24 protein-coding genes and 1 pseudogene are annotated in these 24,416 nt (G+C 68.6%); 17 read left to right on the forward strand and 8 right to left on the reverse strand.

Features of this window, described 5'->3' with window-relative positions; translation table 11 throughout:
- The first annotated feature begins 14 nt into the window (after positions 1-14).
- Positions 15-557 carry an RNA 2',3'-cyclic phosphodiesterase gene (thpR, locus tag EV675_RS00985; protein ID WP_130355580.1) on the forward strand — a complete coding sequence of 181 codons (543 nt, stop codon included), beginning with the start codon at positions 15-17 and terminating at the stop codon, positions 555-557.
- Positions 558-566: 9 nt separating this feature from the next.
- On the opposite strand, the gene EV675_RS00990 is transcribed toward thpR, so the two are convergent.
- Together EV675_RS00990 and EV675_RS00995 are read right to left on the reverse strand one after the other, a co-directional pair.
- The gene (locus EV675_RS00990) at positions 567-2,189 is read right to left on the reverse strand and encodes a sulfatase family protein (protein ID WP_130355581.1); all 1,623 of its coding nucleotides are present in this window, start codon (positions 2,187-2,189) and stop codon (positions 567-569) included.
- A 4-nt stretch (positions 2,190-2,193) separates the two neighbouring features.
- Positions 2,194-3,177: a Bug family tripartite tricarboxylate transporter substrate binding protein gene (locus tag EV675_RS00995; RefSeq protein WP_130355582.1), complete on the reverse strand. Its 984-nt coding sequence runs from the start codon at positions 3,175-3,177 to the stop codon at positions 2,194-2,196.
- Positions 3,178-3,360: 183 nt separating this feature from the next.
- Here EV675_RS00995 and EV675_RS01000 point away from each other — a divergent pair, with 183 nt between their 5' ends.
- Positions 3,361-4,293 carry an AraC family transcriptional regulator gene (locus EV675_RS01000; RefSeq protein WP_130355583.1) on the forward strand — a complete coding sequence of 311 codons (933 nt, stop codon included), beginning with the start codon at positions 3,361-3,363 and terminating at the stop codon, positions 4,291-4,293.
- Here EV675_RS01000 and EV675_RS01005 read toward each other — a convergent pair.
- Both EV675_RS01005 and EV675_RS01010 read right to left on the reverse strand, forming a co-directional pair.
- Positions 4,290-5,147 (reverse strand): universal stress protein, encoded by an 858-nt coding sequence (locus EV675_RS01005; RefSeq protein WP_130355584.1) that lies wholly within the window; start codon positions 5,145-5,147, stop codon positions 4,290-4,292. The genes EV675_RS01000 and EV675_RS01005 overlap by 4 nt on opposite strands.
- 145 nt (positions 5,148-5,292) lie before the next feature.
- Positions 5,293-6,222, reverse strand: a complete 930-nt coding sequence (locus tag EV675_RS01010) for a LysR family transcriptional regulator (RefSeq protein WP_130355585.1) — start codon at positions 6,220-6,222, stop codon at positions 5,293-5,295.
- A 131-nt stretch (positions 6,223-6,353) separates the two neighbouring features.
- Between EV675_RS01010 and EV675_RS01015 the strand changes: the two genes are divergently transcribed.
- The 4 genes from EV675_RS01015 (at position 6,354) to EV675_RS01030 (ending at position 10,409) form a co-directional block, all read left to right on the forward strand.
- Positions 6,354-7,331 (forward strand): Bug family tripartite tricarboxylate transporter substrate binding protein, encoded by a 978-nt coding sequence (locus EV675_RS01015; RefSeq protein ID WP_130355586.1) that lies wholly within the window; start codon positions 6,354-6,356, stop codon positions 7,329-7,331.
- 35 nt (positions 7,332-7,366) lie between these two features.
- Positions 7,367-8,479: a mandelate racemase/muconate lactonizing enzyme family protein gene (locus EV675_RS01020; protein ID WP_165404366.1), complete on the forward strand. Its 1,113-nt coding sequence runs from the start codon at positions 7,367-7,369 to the stop codon at positions 8,477-8,479.
- 108 nt (positions 8,480-8,587) lie between these two features.
- Positions 8,588-9,592 carry a tripartite tricarboxylate transporter substrate binding protein gene (locus EV675_RS01025; protein ID WP_130355588.1) on the forward strand — a complete coding sequence of 335 codons (1,005 nt, stop codon included), beginning with the start codon at positions 8,588-8,590 and terminating at the stop codon, positions 9,590-9,592.
- 10 nt (positions 9,593-9,602) lie between these two features.
- A complete protein-coding gene (locus EV675_RS01030; RefSeq protein ID WP_130355589.1) occupies positions 9,603-10,409 on the forward strand; it encodes an SDR family NAD(P)-dependent oxidoreductase in 807 nt (268 codons plus the stop codon).
- 9 nt (positions 10,410-10,418) lie between these two features.
- Here EV675_RS01030 and EV675_RS01035 read toward each other — a convergent pair whose 3' ends face one another.
- Entirely contained in the window at positions 10,419-11,294 is an 876-nt protein-coding gene (locus EV675_RS01035) for a LysR family transcriptional regulator (RefSeq protein WP_165404367.1), read from the reverse strand.
- Positions 11,295-11,328: 34 nt separating this feature from the next.
- Complete coding sequence (gene norR, locus EV675_RS01040) at positions 11,329-12,912, reverse strand: nitric oxide reductase transcriptional regulator NorR (RefSeq protein ID WP_130355591.1); 1,584 nt, start codon at positions 12,910-12,912, stop codon at positions 11,329-11,331.
- A 165-nt stretch (positions 12,913-13,077) separates the two neighbouring features.
- Between norR and hmpA the strand changes: the two genes are divergently transcribed.
- Complete coding sequence (hmpA, locus tag EV675_RS01045; RefSeq protein WP_130355592.1) at positions 13,078-14,256, forward strand: NO-inducible flavohemoprotein; 1,179 nt, start codon at positions 13,078-13,080, stop codon at positions 14,254-14,256.
- A gap of 21 nt (positions 14,257-14,277) precedes the next feature.
- Here the strand turns inward: hmpA and EV675_RS01050 are convergent, their stop codons facing one another.
- Positions 14,278-15,177 carry a LysR family transcriptional regulator gene (locus tag EV675_RS01050; protein WP_130355593.1) on the reverse strand — a complete coding sequence of 300 codons (900 nt, stop codon included), beginning with the start codon at positions 15,175-15,177 and terminating at the stop codon, positions 14,278-14,280.
- A gap of 107 nt (positions 15,178-15,284) precedes the next feature.
- Between EV675_RS01050 and EV675_RS01055 the strand changes: the two genes are divergently transcribed.
- From EV675_RS01055 to EV675_RS01100, 10 genes and pseudogenes are all read left to right on the forward strand, one after another.
- Positions 15,285-16,154: an amidohydrolase family protein gene (locus EV675_RS01055; RefSeq protein WP_130355594.1), complete on the forward strand. Its 870-nt coding sequence runs from the start codon at positions 15,285-15,287 to the stop codon at positions 16,152-16,154.
- Positions 16,155-16,199: 45 nt separating this feature from the next.
- Positions 16,200-16,751: a carboxymuconolactone decarboxylase family protein gene (locus EV675_RS01060; RefSeq protein WP_130355595.1), complete on the forward strand. Its 552-nt coding sequence runs from the start codon at positions 16,200-16,202 to the stop codon at positions 16,749-16,751.
- A 37-nt stretch (positions 16,752-16,788) separates the two neighbouring features.
- Entirely contained in the window at positions 16,789-17,589 is an 801-nt protein-coding gene (locus EV675_RS01065) for an SDR family NAD(P)-dependent oxidoreductase (protein ID WP_130355596.1), read from the forward strand.
- Entirely contained in the window at positions 17,573-18,520 is a 948-nt protein-coding gene (locus EV675_RS01070; RefSeq protein WP_130355597.1) for an SMP-30/gluconolactonase/LRE family protein, read from the forward strand. The genes EV675_RS01065 and EV675_RS01070 overlap by 17 nt, the downstream gene beginning before the upstream one ends.
- A gap of 41 nt (positions 18,521-18,561) precedes the next feature.
- Positions 18,562-19,533 (forward strand): Bug family tripartite tricarboxylate transporter substrate binding protein, encoded by a 972-nt coding sequence (locus EV675_RS01075; RefSeq protein WP_130355598.1) that lies wholly within the window; start codon positions 18,562-18,564, stop codon positions 19,531-19,533.
- A 68-nt stretch (positions 19,534-19,601) separates the two neighbouring features.
- Positions 19,602-19,940, forward strand: coding sequence for a hypothetical protein (locus tag EV675_RS01080; RefSeq protein WP_130355599.1), 339 nt, complete (start codon positions 19,602-19,604; stop codon positions 19,938-19,940).
- Positions 19,941-20,040: 100 nt separating this feature from the next.
- Entirely contained in the window at positions 20,041-20,325 is a 285-nt protein-coding gene (locus EV675_RS01085) for a BrnT family toxin (protein ID WP_130355600.1), read from the forward strand.
- Entirely contained in the window at positions 20,315-20,578 is a 264-nt protein-coding gene (locus EV675_RS01090) for a BrnA antitoxin family protein (protein ID WP_242621292.1), read from the forward strand. Before EV675_RS01085 ends, EV675_RS01090 begins: the two co-directional genes overlap by 11 nt.
- 114 nt (positions 20,579-20,692) lie before the next feature.
- Positions 20,693-22,099 carry a DUF1800 domain-containing protein gene (locus tag EV675_RS01095; protein ID WP_130355602.1) on the forward strand — a complete coding sequence of 469 codons (1,407 nt, stop codon included), beginning with the start codon at positions 20,693-20,695 and terminating at the stop codon, positions 22,097-22,099.
- Between the two features lie 4 nt (positions 22,100-22,103).
- A pseudogene (locus EV675_RS01100) lies at positions 22,104-22,922 on the forward strand (DUF1501 domain-containing protein); the annotation flags it as partial.
- Positions 22,923-23,317: 395 nt separating this feature from the next.
- On the opposite strand, the gene EV675_RS01105 reads toward EV675_RS01100, so the two are convergent.
- Entirely contained in the window at positions 23,318-24,241 is a 924-nt protein-coding gene (locus tag EV675_RS01105) for a LysR family transcriptional regulator (protein WP_130355603.1), read from the reverse strand.
- Positions 24,242-24,416: the final 175 nt, after the last annotated feature.

Raw genomic sequence — 24,416 nt, forward strand, 5'->3', positions numbered from 1 at the left:
GGGTATCCTAAGCCATGCCCACCACCGCTTCCGACCGTTCCCGCTGCTTCATCGCCCTCGGCCCCGACGACGACACGCGAGCCCGCCTGGCCGCGCTGGGCGCCGGCCTGCCGCCGGCACGCCTGCTGCCCGCCGACCTGCATCTGACCCTCGCTTTCCTGGGCAGCCTCACTCCCGATCACGAGACCCGGCTGCGCGCGGCGCTGGCGCCCCTGGCGCGCGCCCTGCCGGTGCTGGACGGCCAGTCGCTGGAACTGTGGCCGCAGCCGGCCCGGCCGCGCGTGGCGGTGGCCAGCTTCTCGCTGCCCGCGCCGCTGCGCCGGCTGGTCGAGGACACGCAAGGCATCGTGCGTGGCATGGGGCTGCCGGTGGAGGGCCGCCCCTTCCGGCCGCATGTGACGCTGGCCCGCTTCAAGGCGGGCCAGGCCATGCCGGACCTGCCGCGGCCCATGCCGGCAATTCCGACGGCGCGTTTCGGCACACTGGGACTGTATGCCTCGGCGCCGGCCGGATCGGAACGGCGCTATGCCGCGCTGTTCCGGTTCGACCTGGCCTGAGCGCCGGCTTCAGGCCTGCGCGCTGGGCAGGGGCGAACTTTCCGACAGGCGGATCATCTCCACCGCCAGCGCGGCCACCAGGCGATCCCGCTGGCCTCGGGCCGACGGCTCGTTCCACAGGTCCTCGACCTCGTGCGGGTCGGCTTCCAGGTCGTAGAACTCGCACACCGCCGGATCGTCCGACAGCGTCAGCCGGTAGCGGCCGTCGAACAGCGTGCGCACCTTGAAGCGGCGCGGCCGTCCGAACGCGTATTGCAGCGGCTCGCTTTCGACCACGATGCCGGCACGCTCCGGCGGGGGGGCGGCTTCGCCCCGGAGCGCCGGCAGCAGGTTCGCGCCCTGGATGCCGTTGAAGGGCGCCAGGCCCGCGCGCGCCAGGATGGTCTGCGCGATGTCTATCGTGCCCGCCACGTCGTCCACCACCGCGCCGCGCCTGGGTCCGGGCAGTTGCGGGTCGTGCCAGATGAACGGGACCTGGGTCACGCTGCGATAGTGCATGACGCCCTTGAGCGCGATGCCGTGGTCGCCCATCATCTCGCCGTGGTCGGAGGTGAAGATCACCACGGTGTCCTCGCGCAGCCCCAGTTCGTCCAGCTTGGCCAGCACCCGGCCGATCGAATCGTCGACCAGGCTGATCGACCCGTAGGTCAGCGCGGTCACTTCGCGGCACTCGCGCTCGTTCAGGGCGAACGGCACGTAGGCCTCGCGCGAGGCGCCCGCGCGGGTGCGCTCATGCACGGCCCGCAGCAGCGCCGGCATGTTCTCCTGGTGAAAAGATGGCGGCAGCGGAATATCCGCGGGGTCGTACATGTCCCAGTACTTGCCGGGAGGCGTGAACGGGTGGTGCGGGTCGGGAAACGAGCACTGGATGAAGAACGGCGCGTCATCGTCCCGCCGCGCGTGCCGGGCCAGCCATTCGCAGGTCTGCTCGGCCACGTAGGTCGAGGGATACAGTTCCACCGGCATGCGCGTGCGCCAGGCCTGCGGCGAATCGTAGCGGTCGTCGGGAATGGCGTGCTCGCGGCCGCGCAGGCTGTCCGGGTCGGGATGGCGCTCGGCCAGCCAGCGCGCGTAGTCGCCCTGCACGCGGTCGCCGTGCATGGTGCACAGGCGCACGTCGTCGAAGCCATAGAACGGCGTCTGCACGTGGAAGGACGGATCGGTCTTCCAGTAGGGCGTCCACTCGTTGTCGTACTCGCGCCCGCGCCGATGATGCCGGTGCGCATCCTTCATCGCGTCCGCAGGCGGCGTGCCGCCGTTCAGGTTTTCCCAGCCGCGGATGGGCGGATTGTTGTAGCCGAAGTTCTGCAGGTGCGACTTGCCGATCAGCGCCGTGGCGTAGCCCGCGTCGCGCAGCAGCTCGACGAAGGTGACGTCCTCGCGCGACAGCGGGATGCCGTTGTGCAGCACGCCGTGCAGCGAAGGCATGCGTCCGGTCATCAGCGTGGCCCGGTTGGACATGCAGGTGGGGCTGGCCACGTAGAACTGCGAGGCCCGCACCCCGTCGCGCGCCAGCGCGTCCAGGTGCGGCGTGCGCAGGATGGGATTGCCGTAGCAGCCCAGGTGATCGGCCCGCTGCTGGTCGGTCATGACCAGCAGGATGTTGGGCCGCTTGGAAGCGCGCGGATCCATGCGATCAATCGGCCGAGATGTTGAATTCCTTGACGATCCTGCCGTAGCTCTCGTACTCGGCCCTGGCCATGCGGGCAAGGTCCTCGGACGAGCCGCCCAGCGGCACTTCCCACTGCTGCTTGAGCTTGGCCGCGGTGTCCGGCTGGCGCAGCACGGTGTTGAACTCCTGGTTCAGCTTCTCGACCACGGCGGGCGGCGTGCCCTTGGGCGCGAACACGCCGTACCAGGCGCCGGTCGCGGTGTTGGGATAGCCCTGTTCGGCCAGCGTGGGCAGTTCGGGCATCAGGGGCGAACGCTCTTTCTCGGCCATGCCCAGCGCCACCAGGCGGCCGGCGGCGATGTGCTGCGCCACCACGCCGATGCTGGCGTAGGTGATCTTGACGTGCCCGCCCAGCACGTCGGCGATCGCGGGCGCCACGCCCTTGTAGGGCACGTGCAGCATGTCCACGCCCGCCGACTTCTTGAACAGTTCCCCGGCGATGTGCATGGGCGAGCCGCTGCCCGGGGTGGCGTAGGCCAATCCAGGCTGCTTCTTCAGTAGCGCGACCAGTTCCCTGGCGTTCTTCACGCCCAGCGACGGGTGGGCCACCATCATCATCGCGCCCTTGGACGGCGCCACGACCGGCACGAAGTCGTTCAACACGTCCAGATTGACGTTCGTGCCCTTGGACAGTACGTGGGGAGCGATCAGGAAAGTGTTGGGCGCGAACAGCAGCGTATAGCCGTCGGCCGGCGCCCGCGCGACGGCGGAGGCGCCCATCATGCCGCTGACGCCCGGGCGGTTCTCGACGATGACGGACTGGTGCAGGCGCGCGGCCAGTTTCTCGCCCAGCATGCGTGCGCCGATGTCCGGCCCGCCGCCGGCGGGGTAGCCGACGATGATGGTGATGGGCTTGACGGGAAAATCGTTGCCTTGCGCGTGCGCGGTCAGCGCGGCAAGCGGCAGACAGCCCAGGGCCAGGGCGAATTTGCGAAGCAATGCGTACATGGAGGCACCTATGAGATACGGGGCGGACGACGCCGCGCGGGGCGCGGCCGGCGCCTCCGAACGCGGAGAAGGGCAGATTCTTCCCTGAAAATCCGCCCGCCTCCACCCCAATAACGCTTCATTAGGGCGCAATTCGTCCCGCCTGCCGATAAAATCGACGCTGCGCGATCGACGGAGAAGGAAGTGGATGTATTGAGCGAGGTCCTGTCCGGCTGCCGGGCCGACAGCGCCACGACCGGCCGCTTCACGCTGCATGCCCCATGGTCGCTGGAATCGACGGGCCTGCAGGGCGCGATGTTCCGCATCGCCCGGGGCGCGCCCTACTGGATACAGCCCGAAGGCATGGCGCCCGTGCGGGTGCCCGCGGGCGACCTCGTCGTGCTGCCGCGCGGCGGCCGGCACACCATCTCGTCCGAGCCGGGGCTCGCGCCCGTTCCCTTCGCCGAGGTACTGGCCGCGCACGGCATGCGCGAACGCGGGGAAAAGCCGCTGGTGTTCACGCACGGCGAAGGCGGCACGCCCACCGAACTCTTCACCACCATCGTCGACTATGGCCCCGTCGGCCAGAACACCGTGCTGCGCTTCCTGCCCGGCCTGATCCATCTGCGCGAGGACGACGTGAACCTGGCCTCGTGCCTGGCGCCCACCATGCGCCTGTTCATCGAAGAAAGCCTGAACCGCCAGCCGGGCTGGAAGCTGTCGGCCGCGCGCATGGGCGACCTGCTGATGGTGCACGTGCTGCGCGCCTACCTGCTGCGGCACCGCGACACCGAACCGAACTGGCTGCGCGGCCTGGCCGATCCCAAGATCGCCCAGGCCATCATGCTGATGCACCGTTGGCCCGAAAAGCCCTGGAGCCTGCCCTCGCTGGCCGACGAAGTCTGCATGTCGCGCTCGCGTTTCAGCGCGCGCTTCCGGGAACTGGTGGGCGTCTCGCCGATCTCGTACCTGACGGCGCGCCGCATGGAGCGGGCCGCCGAACGGCTGCGGCTGGGGTCGGTGCGCCTGGCCGACGTGGCCGAACTGGTCGGCTACGGCTCGGAAAAGATATTCGCCCGCGCCTTCCGCCGCTGGGCGGGCGTGCCGCCCGGCGAATACGGGCGGCGCGCAGGCTAGGGCTGCCGCTGGCGCACGATCAGCACGTCGCAGGGCGTGTGCTGGATCAGTTGTTCGGCCACGCTGCCGATGGCCGTGCGCAGGATGCCCGTGCGGCCGTGGGTGCCCACCACCAGCAGCTCGGTGGGATGGCGCGCCACATAGTCGGGCAGCACGTCCTCGGGCAGGCCGTGCTCGATCTTCCATTCGATGTCGGGCCGGTTCAACAGCGCCGCGTTGCGCTTCATGAACTCGGCCACCTCGTTGTCGGCCCTCGCCCTTGCCTGTTCCACCACCGCCGCCTCGGCATGGGCCTGGTGGGTGAAGAAGGCATGGAACAACAGCGGGCGCGCATCCGGAAACAAGGTCAGCGCCGCCTGCAGGGCCTGGCGCGACCCTTCCGAAAAATCGACGGCGGCAACGAAGTCGCGATAGTCATGATGGGGGCGTTCGCGCACGACCAGGATGGGCTGCACGGCCTCGCGCGCCAGCTTCTCGACCGTGGTGCCCAGCAGCAGGCGGCCCAGGGTCTCGTCGCGGGCCACGCCGGTGACGATGAGATCGCAATGGCGCGCCTCGGCCGTCTTGCGGATGACCTCGACCGCGTGCCCCGGTTCCAGCACCAGCTCGGCCTGGACATCGGCGCTGCCCAGACCGGCCCGGAAGCGCCGTTCGGCGGCATTGCGGTCGACCACCTGGCTGCGCCGGGCGGTCAGCACGTCGCCCAGCGATGTCTCGTTCACGCACACGGCGACCAGCTTGGCGCCATGCTCGCGCGCCAGTTGTACGGCCCGGTCCTGGGCGCGGTCGCAGCGGGCGCTCAGATCGGTGGCAAGCAGGATGCAGCGGAGCTTTTCGGTAGAGGGTCCTTCCATGCTGATCTCCCTGGTGTGGCGGACGCGGCGGCGCGCGTGAGGCGGCCCGCTGGGCGGGCGAGGATCCGGAGGCGGGACGGGAAGGCCGCGGATCGCACGGCGCCCCCGTCGGACCTACGATACCAACGGAAGGCGGCCCTGCCAATCACGACGATGCGCGGGGCGCCTCGCGCTCGAGCGTGGCGCAGGCCTCGATGTAGTCCGCCAGGCTCCGGGCGGCCGCCGACAACGGCCGCCGGTCGTCATGGGCCAGCCACAATCCCATCGTCATGGGCGGCCCGCCGGGCGACAGCTCGGCCAGGAGGCCCGATTCGATGTCCTGCCGGACCGTCCTGGCCAGCACGCACCAGATGCCCACGCCCGCCGCCGTCAGCTCCCGCACCATGCCCGACTCGGTGGCGCGCGAGGCCACCGGCGTGCCGGCGATGCCGGCGGCGCGCAGCATGTCGGCCATATGGACCGAGAAACCCGAGCGATGCGCGGCCCGCACGAACTTGTGCCGGGCCAGCTCGCGCGGCGGTACCGCGACGCGGCCCGCCAAAGGATGGGAGGGCGCGGCCACCAGGGCGAAGCGCTCGACGCCTATGGTCCGGCCGGCCACGCCCTCCGGCGGCCACCGGCTCAGGAAGCACCCCAGGTCGGCGCTGCCGTCGCGCAGTTGCGCCAGGACTTCGTCCAGCGTACCGGCCACCATGGCCAGTTCGTATTCGGGATGCTCGCGGGCGAATCCGGCCAGCGCGGGCGGCAGCACCGAGTTGGCCACCGGTCGCTGGCAGGCGAGGACGATGCGCCGCTCCCCGGCCGGGCGGTCGCCGCCGAGATCCTCGGACAGCCGCGCCGCGTCGTCCAGCACCGCGCGGGCATGCGCCAGCACGCGCTCGCCCGCCTCGGTCAGCGTGGCGCGCCGGCCGCGCTGGCGCAGGAACAGGGCCGCCCCCGCCCGGCGCTCCAGGGCCTGGATGTGCTGGCTGACCGACGGCTGGGCGATGTCCAGGCGCTGGGCCGCGCCGGCGAAGCTGCCGGTCTCGGCCACCGCCACCAGCACTTCGAGTCCGCGCGGGGACAGGCTGATCATGCATCCTCCAATAGGCTATTACCTATATTCCATATAGGGTACCGGCCCGTTGCCCCAGGCCGCCCCGGACGATGATACTGCCTGGCTTCCAGGACGCCGCCCATGGCGTCCCATGACGACAGGAGACACCCATGAAACGTTTGCTGGCTCCCGCGCTGGCCCTCGCGGCGCTGCTGGCCTGCGGGGCGCCCCACGCCCAGCCCCGCCCCGACTTTCCGTCCAAGGGCGTGCACGTCATCAACCCCTTCCCGCCCGGATCGCCCGTCGAGTACGTCGGCCGCCTCGTCGCGCAGAACCTGGAACAGGCCTGGGGCAAATACGTCGTCGTCGAAAGCCGCTCCGGCGCCGGCGGCACCGTGGGCGCCAACTACGTGGCCAAGGCGGCGCCCGACGGCCACACGCTGCTGGTCACCACGGCCTCGCCCATCTCATTCGCGGCCGCGCTGTACGAGAAGCTGCCCTACGACCCGGTCAAGGATCTCGCGCCGGTCTGGGGCATCGTCACGCCCGGCCAGGTCGTGGTGGTCAACAGCCAGCTTCCCATCCGCACGCTGGCCGAACTCGTGGCCTACGCCAAGGCCAACCCCGGCAAGCTGTCGTACGCCTCGTCGGGCATAGGCACCGTCCAGCATTTCGGCGGCGAGTTGTTCCAGGCCCGTACCGGCACCAAGATGGTCCACGTCCCCTACCGGGGCGGCGCCCCCGCCGCCACCGACCTGGCCGGCGGGCACGTGCAGGTCATGTTCGACTCGCTCACCAATCAGCTGCGCAACATCGAGGCCGGCAAGGTCCGGCCGCTGGCCATCCTGCGATCGCGGCGCGACAGCAAGCTGCCCGACGTGCCCACCGCCGCCGAGGCCGGCGTACCGGGCGTGGAGGTCGTCAACTGGATCAGCCTGTTCGCGCCGGCCGGCACGCCCGCCGACGTGCTGCGCACGCTGCGCCAGACGACGAAGTCCGTCATGGCCACGCCCGACAACGTCGCCAGGCTGACCGAGACCTTCGGCGAAGCCCAGGTCCTGGACGGCGAACAGCTCGCGCAGATGATCCCGACCGAAGCCCGCACCTACATCGAACTGGTCGAGCGCGCCGGCATCCCCAAGCAATGATCGCGGCCCCGGCCGCCCCCACGCAGGAACCCCGCATGAAAATCGTCCGCGTCGAAACCATCCTGCTGACCATCGCGCTCAATCGCGACTATGGCGGCAGCGTCTACAGCGTGCCGCGCAAGAACGCCATCGTTACCCGCATCCATACCGACGAGGGCCTGGTCGGCCATTGCGTGAACGGCGAAGGCAATTTCGACGTCCATCGCCAGGCGCGCGAGATCGTCGACCGGGAACTGGCCCCCCTGCTGATCGGCCAGGACCCCACCGCCATCGAAACCCTGTGGTCGCGCATGTGGACGTCCACCCATCGCGGCGGCCGCGACAAGTGGGCTGCCGTGCGCGCCGTGGCCTGCGTGGACAGCGCGCTGTGGGACCTGCTGGGCAAGCGCGCCGGGCTGCCCCTGTACCAATTGTGGGGCGGCGCGCGCCACACGCTGCCCATCGTCGCCATCGGCGGCCAGTACCGCGACGGCTACGCGCCGCAAGACTACGGCGCCGAGATGGAGGAATACCGCGCCCTGGGGCTGGCCGGCTGCAAATTCAAGGTGGGCGGCCGCGAGGTCGAAGAAGACCTGGCACGCACGCGGGCAGCGCGGCGCGCCGGTGGCGACGATTTCTTGCTGTTCGCCGATGCCAACCGCGCCTGGAGCCGCACCCAGGCTCTGGCCTTCTGCCGGCAGGCGGCGGACCTGGACCTGCGCTGGTTCGAGGAACCCTGCCATTGGGACGACGACCGGCGCGACCTCGCCCTGCTGCGCGCGCAGACGGGCATGCCCATCGCCGCCGGCCAGTCGGAGATCACCACCCAGGACTGCCGCGACCTGATGCTGGACGCCGCCATCGACGTCTGCAACCTGGACGCGAGCTGGGGCGGCGGCCCCACCGCCTGGCTGCGCGTGGCCCGCATGGCGGCCTGCTTCGGCGTGCAGATGGGCCACCACGGCGAACCCATGGTGGGCTCGCACCTGCTGGCCGCGGTGGAGAACGGCACCTACGTCGAGACGCACCATCCCGACCGCGACCCGATCTTCCACCAGATGCTGATCGGGCGCGGTGCGATCGAGAACGGCCATTACGCCCTGCCGCAGGGGCCGGGCTGGGGCGTGGAGTTCGATCCGGAGTTCATCGAGCGGTATCGGACGGATTGACTCGGCCCAACGTGAAATCCGGGAACCGCTTCCGTTCCTGAATTTCACGCCGGCGGCGGCGCCGCTTCCTATGATGCCCTGATCAGAACAGCACATAGGAGGGACATCATGAGCCACACCTCGACCAGCCGGCGCCGCATGCTGGGCCTGCTGGGCGCCACCGCCGCGTCCGGCGCGCTGCCCGGCATCCCCGCCCTGGCATCCGAAACAGGCGCCCAGGACTTCCCCACTCGCGCCCTGCGCCTCGTCGTTCCCTTCACGCCGGGCGGCGGCACGGACGTCGTCGGACGCTCCCTGGCCGCCGCCATGTCCGAGGCGCTGGGGCAATCCATCGTGGTCGACAACCGGCCGGGGGGCGGCACCGTCATCGGCTCGAACATCGTCGCCAAGGCGAAGCCCGACGGCTATACGCTGCTGCTGACGACCACTGCCTTGGCCATCAACGACACGCTGGTCAAGGACCTGCCCTACGACACCGACCGCGACTTCAGCGACATCGGCCTGATCTGCGTCGGGCCGAACGTGCTGGTCACGCATCCGAAGAGCCGCTTCAAGACGCTGGACGCGGTCATCCGCTACGCCAAGGCCAATCCGGGCAAGTTGACCTATGGTTCCTCGGGCAACGGCTCGGCCGTCCACCTGGCCGCGGAACTGTTCAAGATGAAGGCCGGCGTCGACCTGACCCACATCCCCTATAAGGGCGCGGCGCAGGCCTACACCGACCTGGTCGGCGGCCGCCTGGACTTCGTTTTCGCCACCGCGGGCGGCGTCGCGAAATACGTCGAGGAAGGCACGCTGCAAGCCGTCGCGCTGACCTCGCGCGAACGCACGCCGGCCTATCCCGGCATTCCCACCATCGCCGAACTGGTGCCCGGCTACTCGGCCGAGGTCTGGTACGCGATCCTGGCTCCGGCGGGCACGCCGCCCGACATCGTCGCCGCGCTGAACGGCGCCTTGAACAAGGCCGCCAACGATCCCGGCTACAAGTCGCGGGTCTCGGCCGACGGCATGAAGGTGGCGGCCGGCACGCCGCAGGAGATGCGCGCCTTCCGCCAGTCCGAGCAGGCGCGCTGGCGCCAGGTCATCCACGACGGCAAGATCACCACCACTTGAAGGACTGAACATGACGACGAACGGCCAACGTCTGGCTGGCAAGACGGCCATCATCGTGGGCGCGGGCCAGCGCCCGGGCACGACGATGGGCAATGGGCGCGCGACCGCCGAGCGCTTCGCGCGGGAAGGTGCCAGGCTTCTGCTGGTGGACATCAACGACGCGTGGGCGCAGGACACGATGGCGGCGGTGCGCGCGCTGGGCGCTCCCGCAGAGGTGGCGGTTGCCGACATCACCCGCGAGGACGACTGCCGCCGAGTGGTGGCGTCCTGCGTCGAACGATGGGGGCGCGTGGACATCCTGCACAACAACGTCGGCTTCTCCAAGGGCGATGCCCGCACCGACGAACTGTCGCTGGAGTCGTGGCAGCGCATCATCGACGCCAACCTGACCGGCATGTTCCTGATGTGCAAGCACGCACTGCCGCAGATGATCGCCCAGCGGTCCGGCTGCATCATCAACGTGTCGTCCACGTCGTCGCTGTCGGGCCGGCCCACGGTCACGTACAAGACCAGCAAGGGCGCGGTCAACACGCTCACCCAGCACATCGCGTTCGAGAACGCGAAGCACGGCGTGCGCGCCAACGCGATCCTGCCGGGCCTGATCGACACGCCCATGGCCATCGAGCGACGCGCGGAGGAAACTGGCGTCCCCCGCGAAGTGATCCGCCGCGAGCGCGATGCGCTGGTGCCCATGGGCTACATGGGCGAAGCCGCCGACGTCGCGAACGCGGCGCTTTTCCTGGCCTCGGACGAAGCGCGCTACGTCACCGGCGTACTGTTTCCGGTCGATGGCGGCCTGCTGCTCAAGCGGGGCTGAGCGCGGGCCTCAGGCCTGGGGGCGAGCGAACAGTTCGCGTGCGCCCTCGGGCAGGGCCGCGGGATCGACGCATGCCATCCAGATCTGGCGGCCGGCCCATTCGTCCGCCAGCGCGACGACCTCCACCCCCGTCCGGTCGGCATAGGTCCGCGCCAACCCCTCGGCCATCAGGGCCAGGCCCAGCCCCTCGCGCACCAGCATGCAGCGCGCCTCGGGATTGGAGACCTGCGCGCTGACGTTGATGGGCCGGGGCAGGTTTTCGCCGATCAATCGCTGGAAGTTGGCCAGATCGTGGCGCGGGAAATAGCCGACGTAGTCATGGTCCAGCGTATCGAAGAAACGCACCGGACCGCCACGCGCCAGCGCGTGCCCTCTCGGGACGACCAGCGCGACCCGTTCGCGGCGGTACTCCACGAAGTGCAGGCCCGGGGGCGGGAACGGCGCGTGATAGATTCCGATCTCCGCTTCTCCCTGGGTGACCAGCGCCGGGATCTCCACGCTGGATGCCTCCACGATGTCGACGCGATGACCCGGGCAGACGCGGCGCAGCAGGCTGATGGCGCGCGGCAGGTACTGCAGCACGACCGACCGGCATGCGGCGATCCGGATGTGGGACTCGCCGTCGTCGCGGAAGCTCGCCAGGGTCCGCTCCAACTGGCGGGCTGCCGACAGCAGCGAGGTCGCATGACGGTACAGCGCCTCTCCCGCCGCCGTGGGCTCGACGCCCCGGCCGGTCCGTCGCAGCAGCGATACGCCGTGCTCGCGCTCGAGCTCTGCCAACCGCTTGCTCACCGCCGAGGCCACGACGTTCAGCCGGTCGGCGCAACGGCTCAGGCTTTTTTCCTCGACGCATGCGACGAAGGTCTTCAGGCTTTGCAGGTCCATGTCCTTTCCTTTTCCGCTTGCGCCGCCGGGTTCGTCAGGGCTCGGTAGCCGCCGACTTGAGTCCCAGCCTGGCGGCCAGGCGAGCCAGGTTGGCCCGGTCCACGCCCAGTTCGCGCGCGGCCGCCGACCAGTTGTCTCCATGGCGGCGCAGGGCCGCGGCGATCAGGCCGCGCTGGTAGCCCTCGACCGCCTGCTTGAGCGGCTGCGCGGGAACGCGCGCGCGAGCGGCCGCCGGGTTGTCGTGCGCGGAAACGGGGGGCACGGCCTCTCCTTCCTCCAGCCCCAGGTCCGCCACGGTCAGCGTCAATATGGCCGGACGCGGCGTCTGCCGGGATAGTGCCTTCAGCGCGCTGCGGCTGATCAGGTGTTCCAGCTCGCGCACGTTGCCCGGCCAGTCGTAGGCCAGCAGGGCCGCCTGCGCCTCGGCGGCCAGGCGCAGGTTGCGCAGCCCCAGGCGCGAGCGGTTTTCGTCCAGGAAGGCGCCGCTGAGCAGCAGCACGTCGCGGCCCCGTTCGCGCAAGGGCGGCACCCGCAGCGGGTAGACGCTCAGGCGGTGGTAGAGGTCGGCGCGGAAACGCCCCTTGCGGACTTCCTCGGCCAGGTCGCGGTTGGTCGCCGCGATCAGCCGTACGTCCACGTGATGCTCGCGGTCCGAGCCCAGGCGCTGCAACTGCCCGCTTTGCAGCACACGCAGCAGCTTGGCCTGTACCGCCAGCGGCAGTTCGCCCACCTCGTCCAGCAGCAGGGTGCCGCCGTCGGCCAGTTCGAACTTGCCGCGCCGGTCGCCCACCGCGCCCGAGAACGCGCCCTTGACGTGGCCGAACAACTCGCTTTCCACCAACGCCTCGGGCAGGGCCGCGCAGTTGATGCTGACCAGCGGCCGCATCGCCCGCGCCGAGGCCGCGTGCAATGCCTGGGCCACCAGTTCCTTGCCGACGCCGGTCTCGCCGGTGACCAGCACGGTCAGGTCGCTGGCGCCCACGGTGCGCACCTCGTCCAGCAGCCGCCGGATGACGGCGCTGTGTCCCAGCAGCGGACGCGGCGCGGTTTCGGCCGCCGCCGCGCGATAGATCTCGGCGCGCTGGTGCTCGTCGCTGGCGCGCGAGGCCAGTAGCTGCAACCGGTCGGCCACGCTGACCGTCGCCGCGGCCAGGCTGGAGAAGGTCTGCAAGGCGTCCAGGTCGTGCGCCGAGAAACGCCCGGCCTCCATCGCGTCCAGCGTCAGCAGACCCCAGGGGCGCTCGCCCACCCGCAGGACACAGCCCAGGCAATCGTGCACTTCCAGCTGCTCGCCTTCCATCCCTTCGACCAAGCCGTCGTAGGGGTCGGGCAGGCGGCTTCCGGCCGGAAAGCGCGTGGGACCGTCGGACTGGAGCAGCAACTGGAAGCGGGGATGCTCGTCCACCTTGAAACGGCGGCCCAACGTGTCGCTGCTCAGGCCGTCAACGGCCAGCGGCACCAGCCATTCGCCATCCAGCCGCAGCAGGGCTGTTGCATCGCAAGGAACCAGGGTGCGCACGGCTTCCAGCAGGCGCCGATAGCGTTCCCCTTCGGCGAGGTCTCGCGCCAGGTCATCCACCAGTGGAACAAGTGCGTGCAGCAGGGCATTTGAAGTCATTTTGACCAACACAAAGTCATAAAGACACATAAAGATTGTAGGTCATTATGACCCACACCATCGGAAAATGGCGCAGCGCCGCGAGCATCGGCCTGGCACGTATCTTGAATGAGGAAAAGCGAAGGCCGTCCCCTTTCCCGGCCGGCCGCTCTTGCAGGAGATACCATGCTGTCCGCTCAACAACGAGCCATCATCAAGGCCACTGTCCCGCTGCTGGAAACCGGCGGCGAAGCCCTGACCACCCATTTCTACCGCCTGATGCTAGCCGAGTACCCGGAAGTCCGGCCTCTGTTCAACCAGGCCCACCAGGCCAGCGGCGACCAGCCGCGCGCGCTGGCCAACGGCGTGCTGGCCTACGCGCGCCACATCGACGACCTCACGCCCCTGGGCGGGCTGGTCGGCCGCATCGTGAACAAGCACGTCGGACTGCAGATCCTGCCCGAACACTATCCCATCGTCGGCGCCTGCCTGCTGCGCGCCATCCGCGAAGTACTCGGTCCCGACGTCGCCACCGACGAAGTCATCGAAGCCTGGGGCGCGGCCTACCAGCAATTGGCGACGCTGCTGATCGGCGCCGAGGAACAGTGCTACGCCACCCAGGAAAAGGCCGCCGGCGGCTGGCGCGGCGCGCGCGCCTTCCGCGTAGCCCGCAAGGAACAGGAAAGCCAGGAGATCACCTCGTTCTACCTCGTGCCCGCCGACGGCGGTTCGCTGCTGGACTTCCAGCCCGGCCAATACATCGGCCTGAAGCTGGTCGTAGACGGCGAGGAAGTCCGCCGCAACTACTCGCTGTCCGCGCCGCCCAACGGCCGCGAGTACCGCATCAGCGTCAAGCGCCAGGGTGACGGCGTCGTCTCCAACCACCTGCATGACAGGATCGGCGAAGGCGACACGCTGGACCTGTTTCCGCCGTCGGGCAATTTCACGCTGCAGGCCAGCGACAAGCCGCTGGTGCTGATCAGCGGCGGCGTCGGCATCACCCCCACCCTGGCCATGCTGCAAGCGGCCCTGGGCGGATCGCGCGCCATCCACTTCATCCACTGCGCCCGCAACCAGGCCGTGCACGCCTTCCGCGACTACGTGGATGCCGCGGCCGGCAAGTTCCCGCAGCTCAAGCGCTTCTATTGCTACGACGAGGCCGGCGAGACGGCGCAGCGACCCGATGCGGTCGGCCTGCTGACCAAGGAACAACTGGCGCAATGGCTGCCGCAGGATCGCGACGTCGACGTCTACTTCCTGGGTCCCAAGCCCTTCATGCGCAACGTGCAGCGCTACCTGAAGGAGCTGGGCGTGCCGGAGACGCAGACGCGGTATGAGTTCTTCGGGCCGGAGGCGATGGCGTAGGCCTGCCGGTACAGGGCCGCGCTACGCGAAGAACTGCTTCATCTCCAGCCCGCGGATGATCTGCGCGGTCGCCTCCGCCAGCGCAGGCAGCGGGCCGCTGGCCGGCGTGGCCAGGGTCAGGTTGTTCATGATGACCGGCTCGACGATGGACGAGAAGGCCAGGAAATCCTGGCCCGCCATGTCGCTCAGCGCCGAGCGCGGGATGATGGTGAACATGCCTTCCTTGGCCATGGTCTCGAGGATGGTGTGCACCACGTCCACCTCGGCCACCACGTCCAGCGTCACGTTCACTTCGCGGCAGGTGCGGTCCACCAGCGCGCGGATGGTATTGGGCGCGCTGGGCAGCACCAGCGGATAGCGGCCCAGGTCCCGCGCGCGCACGCGCGGCGGCGGCACGGGCCGGCAGGCCTTGCCGTAGGCCAGCACCAGGTCCTCGCGGTAGATGGATTCGAACCGCAGCAGGGACGAGGACGGCGGGTCGTACAGCAGCGCCAGGTCCACCCTGCCCTTGACCAGCCATTCGTTCATCTCGGAACTCAGGCCCTCGGCCAGCGTCAGCGCGGCATCGGGATGCAGGCGCCGGAACGACTGCACGATGTGCGGCGCCATGCGGCGCGCGACCCGGTGCGGCATGCCCAGCCGCACCTTGTCCTGCGCGGCGGCGCGAAAGGCGCGCATGTCCTGGCGCGCGTGCTGGGCCATGGCATCGAGCGTCTTGGCGTGCTCCAGAAAACGCAGCCCGGCCTCGGTGGGCTCCACGCCCCGGCCGGTGCGCACCAGCAGATGGTGGCGCAGTTCGGCTTCCAGCAGCTGGATCTGCCGGCTGAGCGAAGGCTGCGAGACGCCCAGCACCTCGCCCGCGCGGGAAAGGCTGCGCATTTCGCAGACGACGATGAAGTAGCGGATTTGCCGGAGGTCCATGGATGCAATGGTATACGTTTTTCCTATATCAGAAGTCAGGCTGGGCGCATTGCTCGGCCCGGGGGGCTTGCGCATGATGCGAGGTTGACGTTCACCGCTACCCCGCCATGCCCGACTGCGCTCCCCCCCTTGCCAAGATCTCGCCTCCCGCCGACTCCCTGCCGGCGCGCGCCTGCGACACCCACTTCCACGTCTTCGGCCCCGCCGACGTCTTCCCCTACGCCGACGACCGTCCCTACACGCCGCCCGACGCGCCCTTCGAACGGCTGCGCGACCTGCACCGGCGGCTGGGATTCGAGCGCGGGGTCATCGTGCATCCGGGCTGCCACGGCTATGACCTGTCGGTCACGCTCGATGCGCTGGACCGCGGCGCGGGCCAGTACCGGGCGATCGCCCTGCTGGATCCGGCCACCGACGAGGCCCGCATCGCCGAACTCGACCGCCGTGGCGTGCGCGGCGTGCGCTTCAATTTCGTGGCCCACCTGGCCAACGCCGGCTGGGACGAACTGGCCCGCATCGTGCCCCGCATCGCACCCTTCGGATGGCACGTCTGCATCCATTCGGACCAGGCCTCGCTCGAAGGCTTGCTGCCCAGGCTCAGGACGCTGCCCGTTCCATTCGTGATCGATCACATGGGACGTGTGGCCGCCGCCGAAGGCACGCAGGGTTCGGCCTTCCGGGCCTTGCTCGCGCTACGCGACCATCCCGGTGCCTGGGTGAAGATCTCCGGACTGGACCGCACCTCCAGCAGCGGCAAGCGGCCGTTCCAGGATGCCGAGCCGCTGGTGTCGGCGCTGCTGGAGTCCATGCCCGAGCGCCTGCTGTGGGGCACCGACTGGCCGCATCCTAACGTGCGCGGCGACATGCCCGACGACGGCGAACTGCTGAACACCTTCCTGCGGCTGTGCCCCGATGCGGCCACGCGCCAGCGCATCCTGGCGGACAACCCGCAGGAACTGTTCCGGTTCGCGCAATGACACGGCGCGTGTTCCACTTCGCCCAGGACACCAGGAGACCCGACCATGCCTAGACTCAATCCCCCCGACGTCGAACAGATGTCCGAACACCAGCGCCGCGTCTACGACGCCATCGCCTCGGGCCCGCGCGGCAAGGTGCGCGGACCGCTGGCGATCTGGCTGCACCGCCCCGGCCTGGCCGAACACGCACAGGCCCTGGGCCAGTATTGCCGCTACGACTCCAGCCTGCCGCCGCGCCTGTCCGAACTGGCCATCCTGACCATGGCCGCGCTGTGGCGCGCGCCTTTCGAATGGTGGGCGCACCACCCCATCGCCCTGAAGGCGGGGCTGGACGCGGAGGTGGCCGAGCAGATCCGCGCCGGCGCCACGCCCGTGTTCGCCCAGCGGGACGAATCGGTCGTCTACCGCTTCGTGCGCGAACTGGTGGAAACGCGGCAGGTCCCGGACGCGCTCTACCAGGAGGCCCTGGAGATCCTGGGCAAGGACGGCGTCGTCGACCTGGTCGGCATGGCCGGCTACTACACCCTGATCTCGATGACGCTGAGCGTCTTCGAGATTCCCACGCCCGATGGCAGCACCGTCGAATTCGGACGTTGATCCACTTACACCTATCACCAGATACGAGAGACACACCATGACTGGCCGCCTGCAAGGCAAGATAGCGATCGTCACCGGCGCGGGCAGCGTCGGCCCCGGCTGGGGCAACGGCCGCGCCATCGCCTACCGTTTCGCGCAGGAAGGCGCGCGCGTCTTCGCGGTGGACCGCGACCCCGCGGCCATGGAAGAAACCGTGGCCCGCGTGCGCGAGATCGGCGGCGAGATCGCCATCTGGCGCTGCGACGTCACCTCGTCGGATGAAGTCCAAGACATGGTGCGCGCCTGCGTGGACACCTGGGGCGGCGTGGACATCCTGGTCAACAACGTGGGCGGTTCGCGCAAGGGCGGCCCGGTGGATCTGGACGAGGCGGCGTGGGACGCGCAGATCGACTTCAACCTGAAGAGCGTCTACCTGGGCTGCCGCCACGTGCTGCCGCTGATGGAGGAACAGGGCGGCGGCGCGATCGTCAACATCGCCTCGACCTCGGGCACGCGCTGGACCGGCTCGGCCCAGGTCGGCTACTCCAGCGCGAAGGCCGGCGTCATCCAGTTGTCGCGCGTCGTGGCGCTGGAATACGCCAAGAAAAACATCCGCTGCAACACGGTCATTCCGGGCCAGATGCACACTCCCATGGTCGAAGTCCGGCTGGCCGGACAACGCGCGGGGGGCGACGTCGAAAAGCTGCTGGCGCAACGCCAGTCGCGCATCCCCCTGCCCTTCATGGGCGACGGACTGGATACCGCCAACGCCGCGCTGTTCCTGGCATCCAGCGAAGCCCGCTTCATCACCGCCACCGAGATCGTGGTCGACGGAGGCATGAGTGCGCGCTGCGACTGACACCCCCGTGCGCTATCCCGATCCGGCCGTCATCGCGCTGGATCCGCGATTCGAGAAGCTCACGCTGCCGCTGGCGGCCGTCGAGCGCCTGGCCACGGGATGCCGCTGGGCCGAAGGGCCGGTGTGGTTCGGCGATGCCCGCTGCCTGCTGTGGAGCGACGTGCCCAACGACCGCATCATGCGCTGGGACGAGATCACCGGGCAGACGCACGCCTGGCGTACCGTGTCCGGCCACGCGAACGGCAATACGCGCGACCGCCAGGGGCGCCTGGTCACCTGCGAGCACCAGGGGCGCCGCGTCACCCGCACCGAACACGACGGCCGCATCACCGTGCTGGCCGACCGCTACCAGGGCAAACACCTGAATTCGCCCAACGACGTCGTCGTGAAATCCGACGGCTCGATCTGGTTCACCGACCCGCCCTTCGGCATCATCGGCTACTACCAGGGCGAGAAGGCCGAACAGGAAATTCCCGCCGCCATCTATCGCATCGACCCGAACAGCGGCGCGGTCGAGCTGGTCTGCGACACCGTCAACGGCCCCAACGGGCTGGCTTTCTCGCCCGACGAGAAACAGCTGTACGTGATCGAATCGCGCGCCCGCCCCCGCAACGTCCTGGTATTCGACGTATCGGACGACGGCCGCCGGCTGGGCCCGCAGCGCGTGCTGTTCGACGCCGCCGACGGCACGCCCGACGGCTTTCGCGTCGACGTCGAAGGCAACCTCTGGTGCGGCTGGGGCATGGGCACGCCCGAGCTCGACGGGGTCCGCGTCTACTCGCCCCGGGGGGAACTCCTGGGCCGCATCGCCCTGCCCGAGCGCTGCGCGAATCTGTGTTTTGGCGGCAAGCATCGCAACCGCCTGTTCATGGCGTCCTGCACGTCGATCTACTCGTTGTTCGTCAATACCCAGGGTGCCCTCGGCGGCTGAACGCCCGTACCCCGGTCTCCAAAACGATAAAGGAGAACACCATGTTCCATCCGACCCGTTTCCACGCCCTCGCGCCGCTCGCCGCGGCCCTGCTGGGCCTGGCCGCCTTCGGCGCGCAGGCCCAGTCCGTCACCAGCATCGTCGTCGCCTTCCCGCCCGGCGGCCCCGCCGACTCGCTCGCGCGCGTCGTCGCCACCCAGCTCGAAAAAGAACTCAAGCAGACCGTGGTCATCGAAAACAAGCCGGGCGGCAATGGCGCCATCGCCGCCAGCCAGGTGGCCCGCGCGCGGCCCGACGGCCAGACGCTGTTCCTGAGCTCGGTGGGTGCGATCTCGATCAATCCCGCCCTGTACCCCAAGCTGATCTACGATCCCGTCAAGGACTTCGCGCCGGTCTCGCTGCTGGTCTCCACGCCCGAAGTGCTGATCGTCGGCCCCGGCCACCCGAGCAAGACCGCCAAGGATTTCGTCGCGCGCGCCAAGACGCAGAAAGGCGTCACGATGGCCTCCTCCGGCGTGGGCAGCATGCCGCACATGGCCATCGTGCAATTGAAGCTGTCGACCAAGGCCAACGTCCTGCACGTGCCCTACAAGGGCGCCGCGCCCGCCATCACCGACACCATAGGTGGACAGGTCGACGGCTTCATCGGCGACATCTCCGGCCTGATGTCGAACATCAAGGCGGGCAAGGCCAGGGCGCTCGCCATCGCCGCACCCAAGCGCTCGCCCCTGCTTCCCGACGTCCCGACCTTCGACGAACTGGGCGTGCCCAACGTCTACGCCAACAACTGGTACGGCCTGTACGCGCCCAAGGAAACCCCGGCCGACAAGGTCGCCGCGTTGAACGCCGCCGTCCGCAAGGTGCTGGCCTCGCCCGAGCTGAAGGCCTATGCCGAATCGAGCGGGGTCGAGTTGTCGCCCACCACGCCCAAGGAATTCGACGACCTGGGCCGCAAGGACGCCAAGAAGTGGGGCGACCTGATCCGGGCGGAAGGGATCAAGGCCGACGAGTAAGCCCGCCGCTTGCCGGCGGCTCCCCGCCCACGTATCGTTGCTCCGCATCGCAGGCAAGGAGACGCGGGATGACGATACGAACGATATGGCGCATGCTGGCCTGGGGCGGCTGCCTGGCCGCCAGCACGGCCGCCGCCGAACCACTGGCGATCGAAACGGAACTGGGTCCGGGCGCGCGCGCCGTCCGGGTCGTCGGCCAGCCCGGCGACTCCCCCGCGGCGCTGCGCGCCCGTCTCGACCAGCGCCTGGACGAACTGTGCCAGGGCCGGGTCTATGCCGTGTCCTACCAGGAAGGCCAATCCGTGCGACAGTGGCACGCAGCGGGCGGCTCGACCATGATGGCCGCCCCGGAAACCGTCGTTCCCTATGCCGATGCGCAGGCGGTGTGCGACCAGCAGCCAGACTGACCCGTCGAGACATTTCTGTCCACGGCGGGCTTTACCCGCACTTAGCCAGACTTTATATCTACAGGCTGACATTGACCAAAATGTACATACAAATTATCCTGTGGATCTGGTCTACGACACAGCCAGGAGCGCTCGCAACCTCAAGGAGCGCGGACTGCCGTTCGAATTGATGGAGCAGTTCGATTTCGACACGGCTCTGGTCGCCCGCGACATTCACCGGGACTATGGAGAAATCCGATACGTCGCCATCGGCTACATCGCTCATCGGCTGCACGTTGCAGTGTTCATGGAAATCCCAACGGGCGTGCGCATCATCAGCCTGCGCAAGGCCAACTCTCGCGAGGTCCGAGCCTATGAGCAGAAACAAACGGCCGTTGACCGATGACTCCGGAGAAGTCCGGGAGCTTGGCGCGGAAGATCTGAAGCGCTTCGGTTCCCCACACGAAGTTCTTCCCGAATCCCTGCGGGAGAAAATCGGCACCCGGCGGCGTGGTCCTCAAAAGACCCCGACCAAGGTTCCGGTCACCATCCGGCTTTCGCGCGATGTCGTGGAACGTTTCAAGGCGTCTGGCACGGGCTGGCAGACGCGCGTCGATACCGCGCTGAAAGAATGGCTGGAGACGCACGAACCAGCGTGACCCCGCTTGGCCGCGAGAAGCCAGCCGGCCTTACACGCGCTTACACCCCCACGCCCCGCGCCGCGAAAGAATCGTGAAACGGCGGGTCCAACGGCAGGACCCACGGGAGCAGGCATGGCCGTACATGACCCCGCGATGCCCGGCATCGCCCTCAACCGCTTCGGACTGGGCGCGCGCCCCGACGACACGGCGCCCGCCGATGGCAGACAGTGGCTGCGGGGACAGCTCGGCCGCTACGAGCCTCGCCCGCCAGCCTGGGACCCACTGCCGACCTCTGGCGACCTGGTCCGCGACGTGGTCGCCCGCCAGCGCGAGATACGCGGCACGCCCCCGGACCAGCAGGCCCCGGTCCGGGACGCCCTGCGCAAGGCGCAGCGCCAGCATTACCTGGATGCCATCGACATGCGCGCGCTGTCGGCGCTGGATGCGCCTACGCCCTTCGTCGAACGGCTGGTGCACTTCTGGGCCAATCACTTTGCCATCTCGGTCGAGAACCCCGCCGTCGCGATGCTGGCCGGCAGCTTCGAGGCCGAGGCCATCCGCCCGCACGTGCTCGGCCGTTTCGAGGACATGGTGCTGGCGGTGGAGCGTCATCCGGCGATGCTGCTGTTCCTGAACCAGAACGCCTCGATCGGCCCCGGCAGCGTGGCCGCGACCCGTGCCGCGCGGCGCAATCCGGCACAGCAGCGCGGACTGAACGAGAACCTGGCGCGCGAGATCATGGAGCTGCACACGCTGGGCGTGCGCAGCGGCTACGGCCAGGAAGACGTGACGGAGTTCGCGCGCGCCCTGACTGGCTGGTCGGTGGCCGGCCTGGGCGCGCCCGACACGCCCAGGCCAGGCATCGAACTGGACGAAGGCACGGGCTACGTGTTCCAGGCCGACCGCCACGAGCCCGGCCCGCGCAAGGTCCTGGGCCGCAGCTATGGCGAAGCCGGGCAGGAGCAGGCCGCCGCCATCATGCGCGATTTCGCGCGCGCCGATGCCACGGCACACCACGTGGCCACCAAGCTGGCCCGTCACTTCGTGGCCGACGATCCGCCACCCGCGGTCGTCGACCGGCTGGCCCGGGCCTACCGCGATCACGACGGCGAACTCAAGCCGGTCTACCAGGCGCTGATCGCGTCCCCGCAAGCCTGGCGCCCCGCCCCCGCCAAGTTCAAGACGCCCTGGGAATGGCTGGTATCCGCGCTGCGCGGGTTGGGCCGCACCGACCTGCAAGGCGTGCGGGTGGCGGCCCTGATGCAGCAACTGGGCCAGCCGCTGTGGCGTCCTGGTTCGCCCGCCGGCTACGACGACGTGGCGGGCAGTTGGGCCGCCCCCGACGCGCTGATGCGGCGCGTGGAGCTGGCGGGCCGCCTGGCCAGCCTGCCGGACGCCGGCATGGACGCGCGCCAGTTGGCACCCCGACTGCTGCCCGGACTGCTGGGCGAGGCCACCGCCACTGCGCTGTCGCGCGCCGAGTCCGGCCGCACCGCGATGGCGCTGCTGCTGGTGTCGCCCGAGTTCCTGAGGAGATGAAGCCATGACCATCGACCATCCCCGGCGCCGCTGGCTCACACAGGCCGCGCTTGCCACGGCCGCCACGGTGTTCGCGCCGCGCGTGCTGTTCGCGCGGGCCGAAACCGACCGGCGCTTCATCTTCATCATCCAACGTGGTGCGGCCGACGGTCTGAACACCGTGATTCCCTATGCGGATCCGGCCTATGCCGGGCTTCGGCGCGAACTGGCCATCGATCCCGCCCAGGCGATACGGCTGGACGGCAGCTTCGCCCTGCATCCCTCGCTGGCGGCCACCGGCGAGTTCTACCGCGCCGGTCAGGCGCTGTTCCTGCATGCCGTTGCCTCCCCCTATCGGGAACGCTCCCACTTCGACGGCCAGAACGTGCTGGAGACCGGCGGTGTCCGGCCCTACCAGCGCAAGGACGGATGGTTGAACCGGTTGCTGGGCATGCTGCCCGGCCGGAAGGACGCCGAGGCGATTGCCCTGGCGCCCACCGTCCCGCTGGCGCTGCGCGGCCAGGGGCGGGTCGCCTCGTACGCGCCATCCGCCCTGCCCCCGCCCTCGGACGACCTGCTGCTGCGCGTCCAGCAACTGTACGAACCCGATGCGCAGTTGCATGCGCTGTGGGACGCCGCCATGGAAGCGCGCGACATGGCGGGCCCCGGCCGGACCCGGCAGAACCCTGCCGAACTGGGCAAGCTGGCCGCCACGTTCCTGAAGCGGCCCGACGGCCCGCGCATCGCGATGGTGGAGACAGGCGGCTGGGATACCCATGCCGGCCAGAACGCCCGGCTGGCCGCGCAATTGAAAAACCTCGACGCGCTGCTGGTCGCGCTGAAAATCCTTACCTGATAATAGTAGTTATCAGGTAAGGGCGGTTCGGGAAGGGGTGCACGAACCTTCGATCGGGCACTGTCAATATGGGATGATGGGCTTGGTCATCCCCAACCAAGCCTGAGGAGCAATATGTCCCACCCAATCCTGTCCCGGACGGAAAACGGCGTTGATGTCGTGAGCGGCGCACGTCGGCTCGAGGCACTCTTGGTAACGCAGGGCCAGGCAACAGCGCTGCTCGACGGCGAACAAGTCACGATCACGCGCAATGCAGATGGAGATTTGACTATCCTGCCAAACGCGGCGAACGACCCCCGAGTAGTTTGAACTGCGATCCCAGCGCAGGCTCAAGAAGCCGCTTGCCTTACGATCAGACGCTTTAGTAGAGGGATAGCGGTCGGCTACGCGCGTGTGTTCACGGGAAATGGCACTGTGGCGAAGAGCTCAACAATGATGGCACGCAGCCATTGGACCTTTGGGTCTTGGGTATATCTTCTGTGCTCGTAGTATTTGAGGTCGTACCTCCCGATCTCGAAAGGCGGCTCGATGGTTCGAACGCCTCCGCGTGCGACAAAAAACTCAGCTAACGCGCGGGGAAGCACGACAATCAAATCACTGTCGACGAGGACGCTCGGGACGCTCATGTAGTGAGAGGTTCGCAGCACGATCTTGCGTTCCACCTTGCGGGTCGCCAGTTCTTGTTCGAACATTTCCTGGTTGCGCCCCCCGTCTTTGACCAAAACGTGTTCGCCTTCGATGAAGTCGCTGAGTTCCATGCGAGCGGTGGCGATCGGATGTCCTGATCTCACCAGGCAAGTGAGGTCATGGTTGTAAAGTGGACACTGCTTTATGGCCGGTGAGGTCAGGTCCGGATAGTAACCAACGGCTGCATCAACAGTACCGTCATGCAAGGCCTCCTCAAGTTCGCGCGGTGACAAACCCAAGGTGACTACGCGGGCCTGCTGTGCTTGCTGGCGCAGTTGCAACCGCAATCGAGGTAAGAACACCAGCTCACCGATCTCGCTCATACACAACACGATGTCGCCGGTGAAGCGGGACGGCTCGAAAGCAGGATTGGGCAGAATCTCTCGGTCAATGACCTCAATGACGTCGCGTGTCCGCGCAATGATGCTCTGCGCGCGGGCGGTGGCTTCCATGCGCGCCCCGTTCCGCACAAACAGCTCATCTCCCAGCGACTCGCGCAGCCGCGAGAGCGCTGCGCTCGCTGCGGGTTGGCTCATACGCATTCGCTCTGCCGCGGCAGTCACCGTTCCCGTCTCGTAGATCGCCAAGAGAATGCGCAACAGGTTCAGGTCCGTTTTCACGCCGATCCACCATCTAGGAAACGAATACTTTAAATAGAAAACATTTGCTATGTCTATTGGGGCTCTTGCTCGTAAAGTTCGATCACATCGGACTGCGACGCTTATTAAGGTGCGACAGCCCGAACCCAAGGAGACATTCATGATCAAACGCGTCAACGCTTTCGCAATGACTGCT

Source organism: Pigmentiphaga kullae (genome assembly GCF_004216695.1).
GTDB classification, from domain to species: domain Bacteria; phylum Pseudomonadota; class Gammaproteobacteria; order Burkholderiales; family Burkholderiaceae_B; genus Pigmentiphaga; species Pigmentiphaga kullae.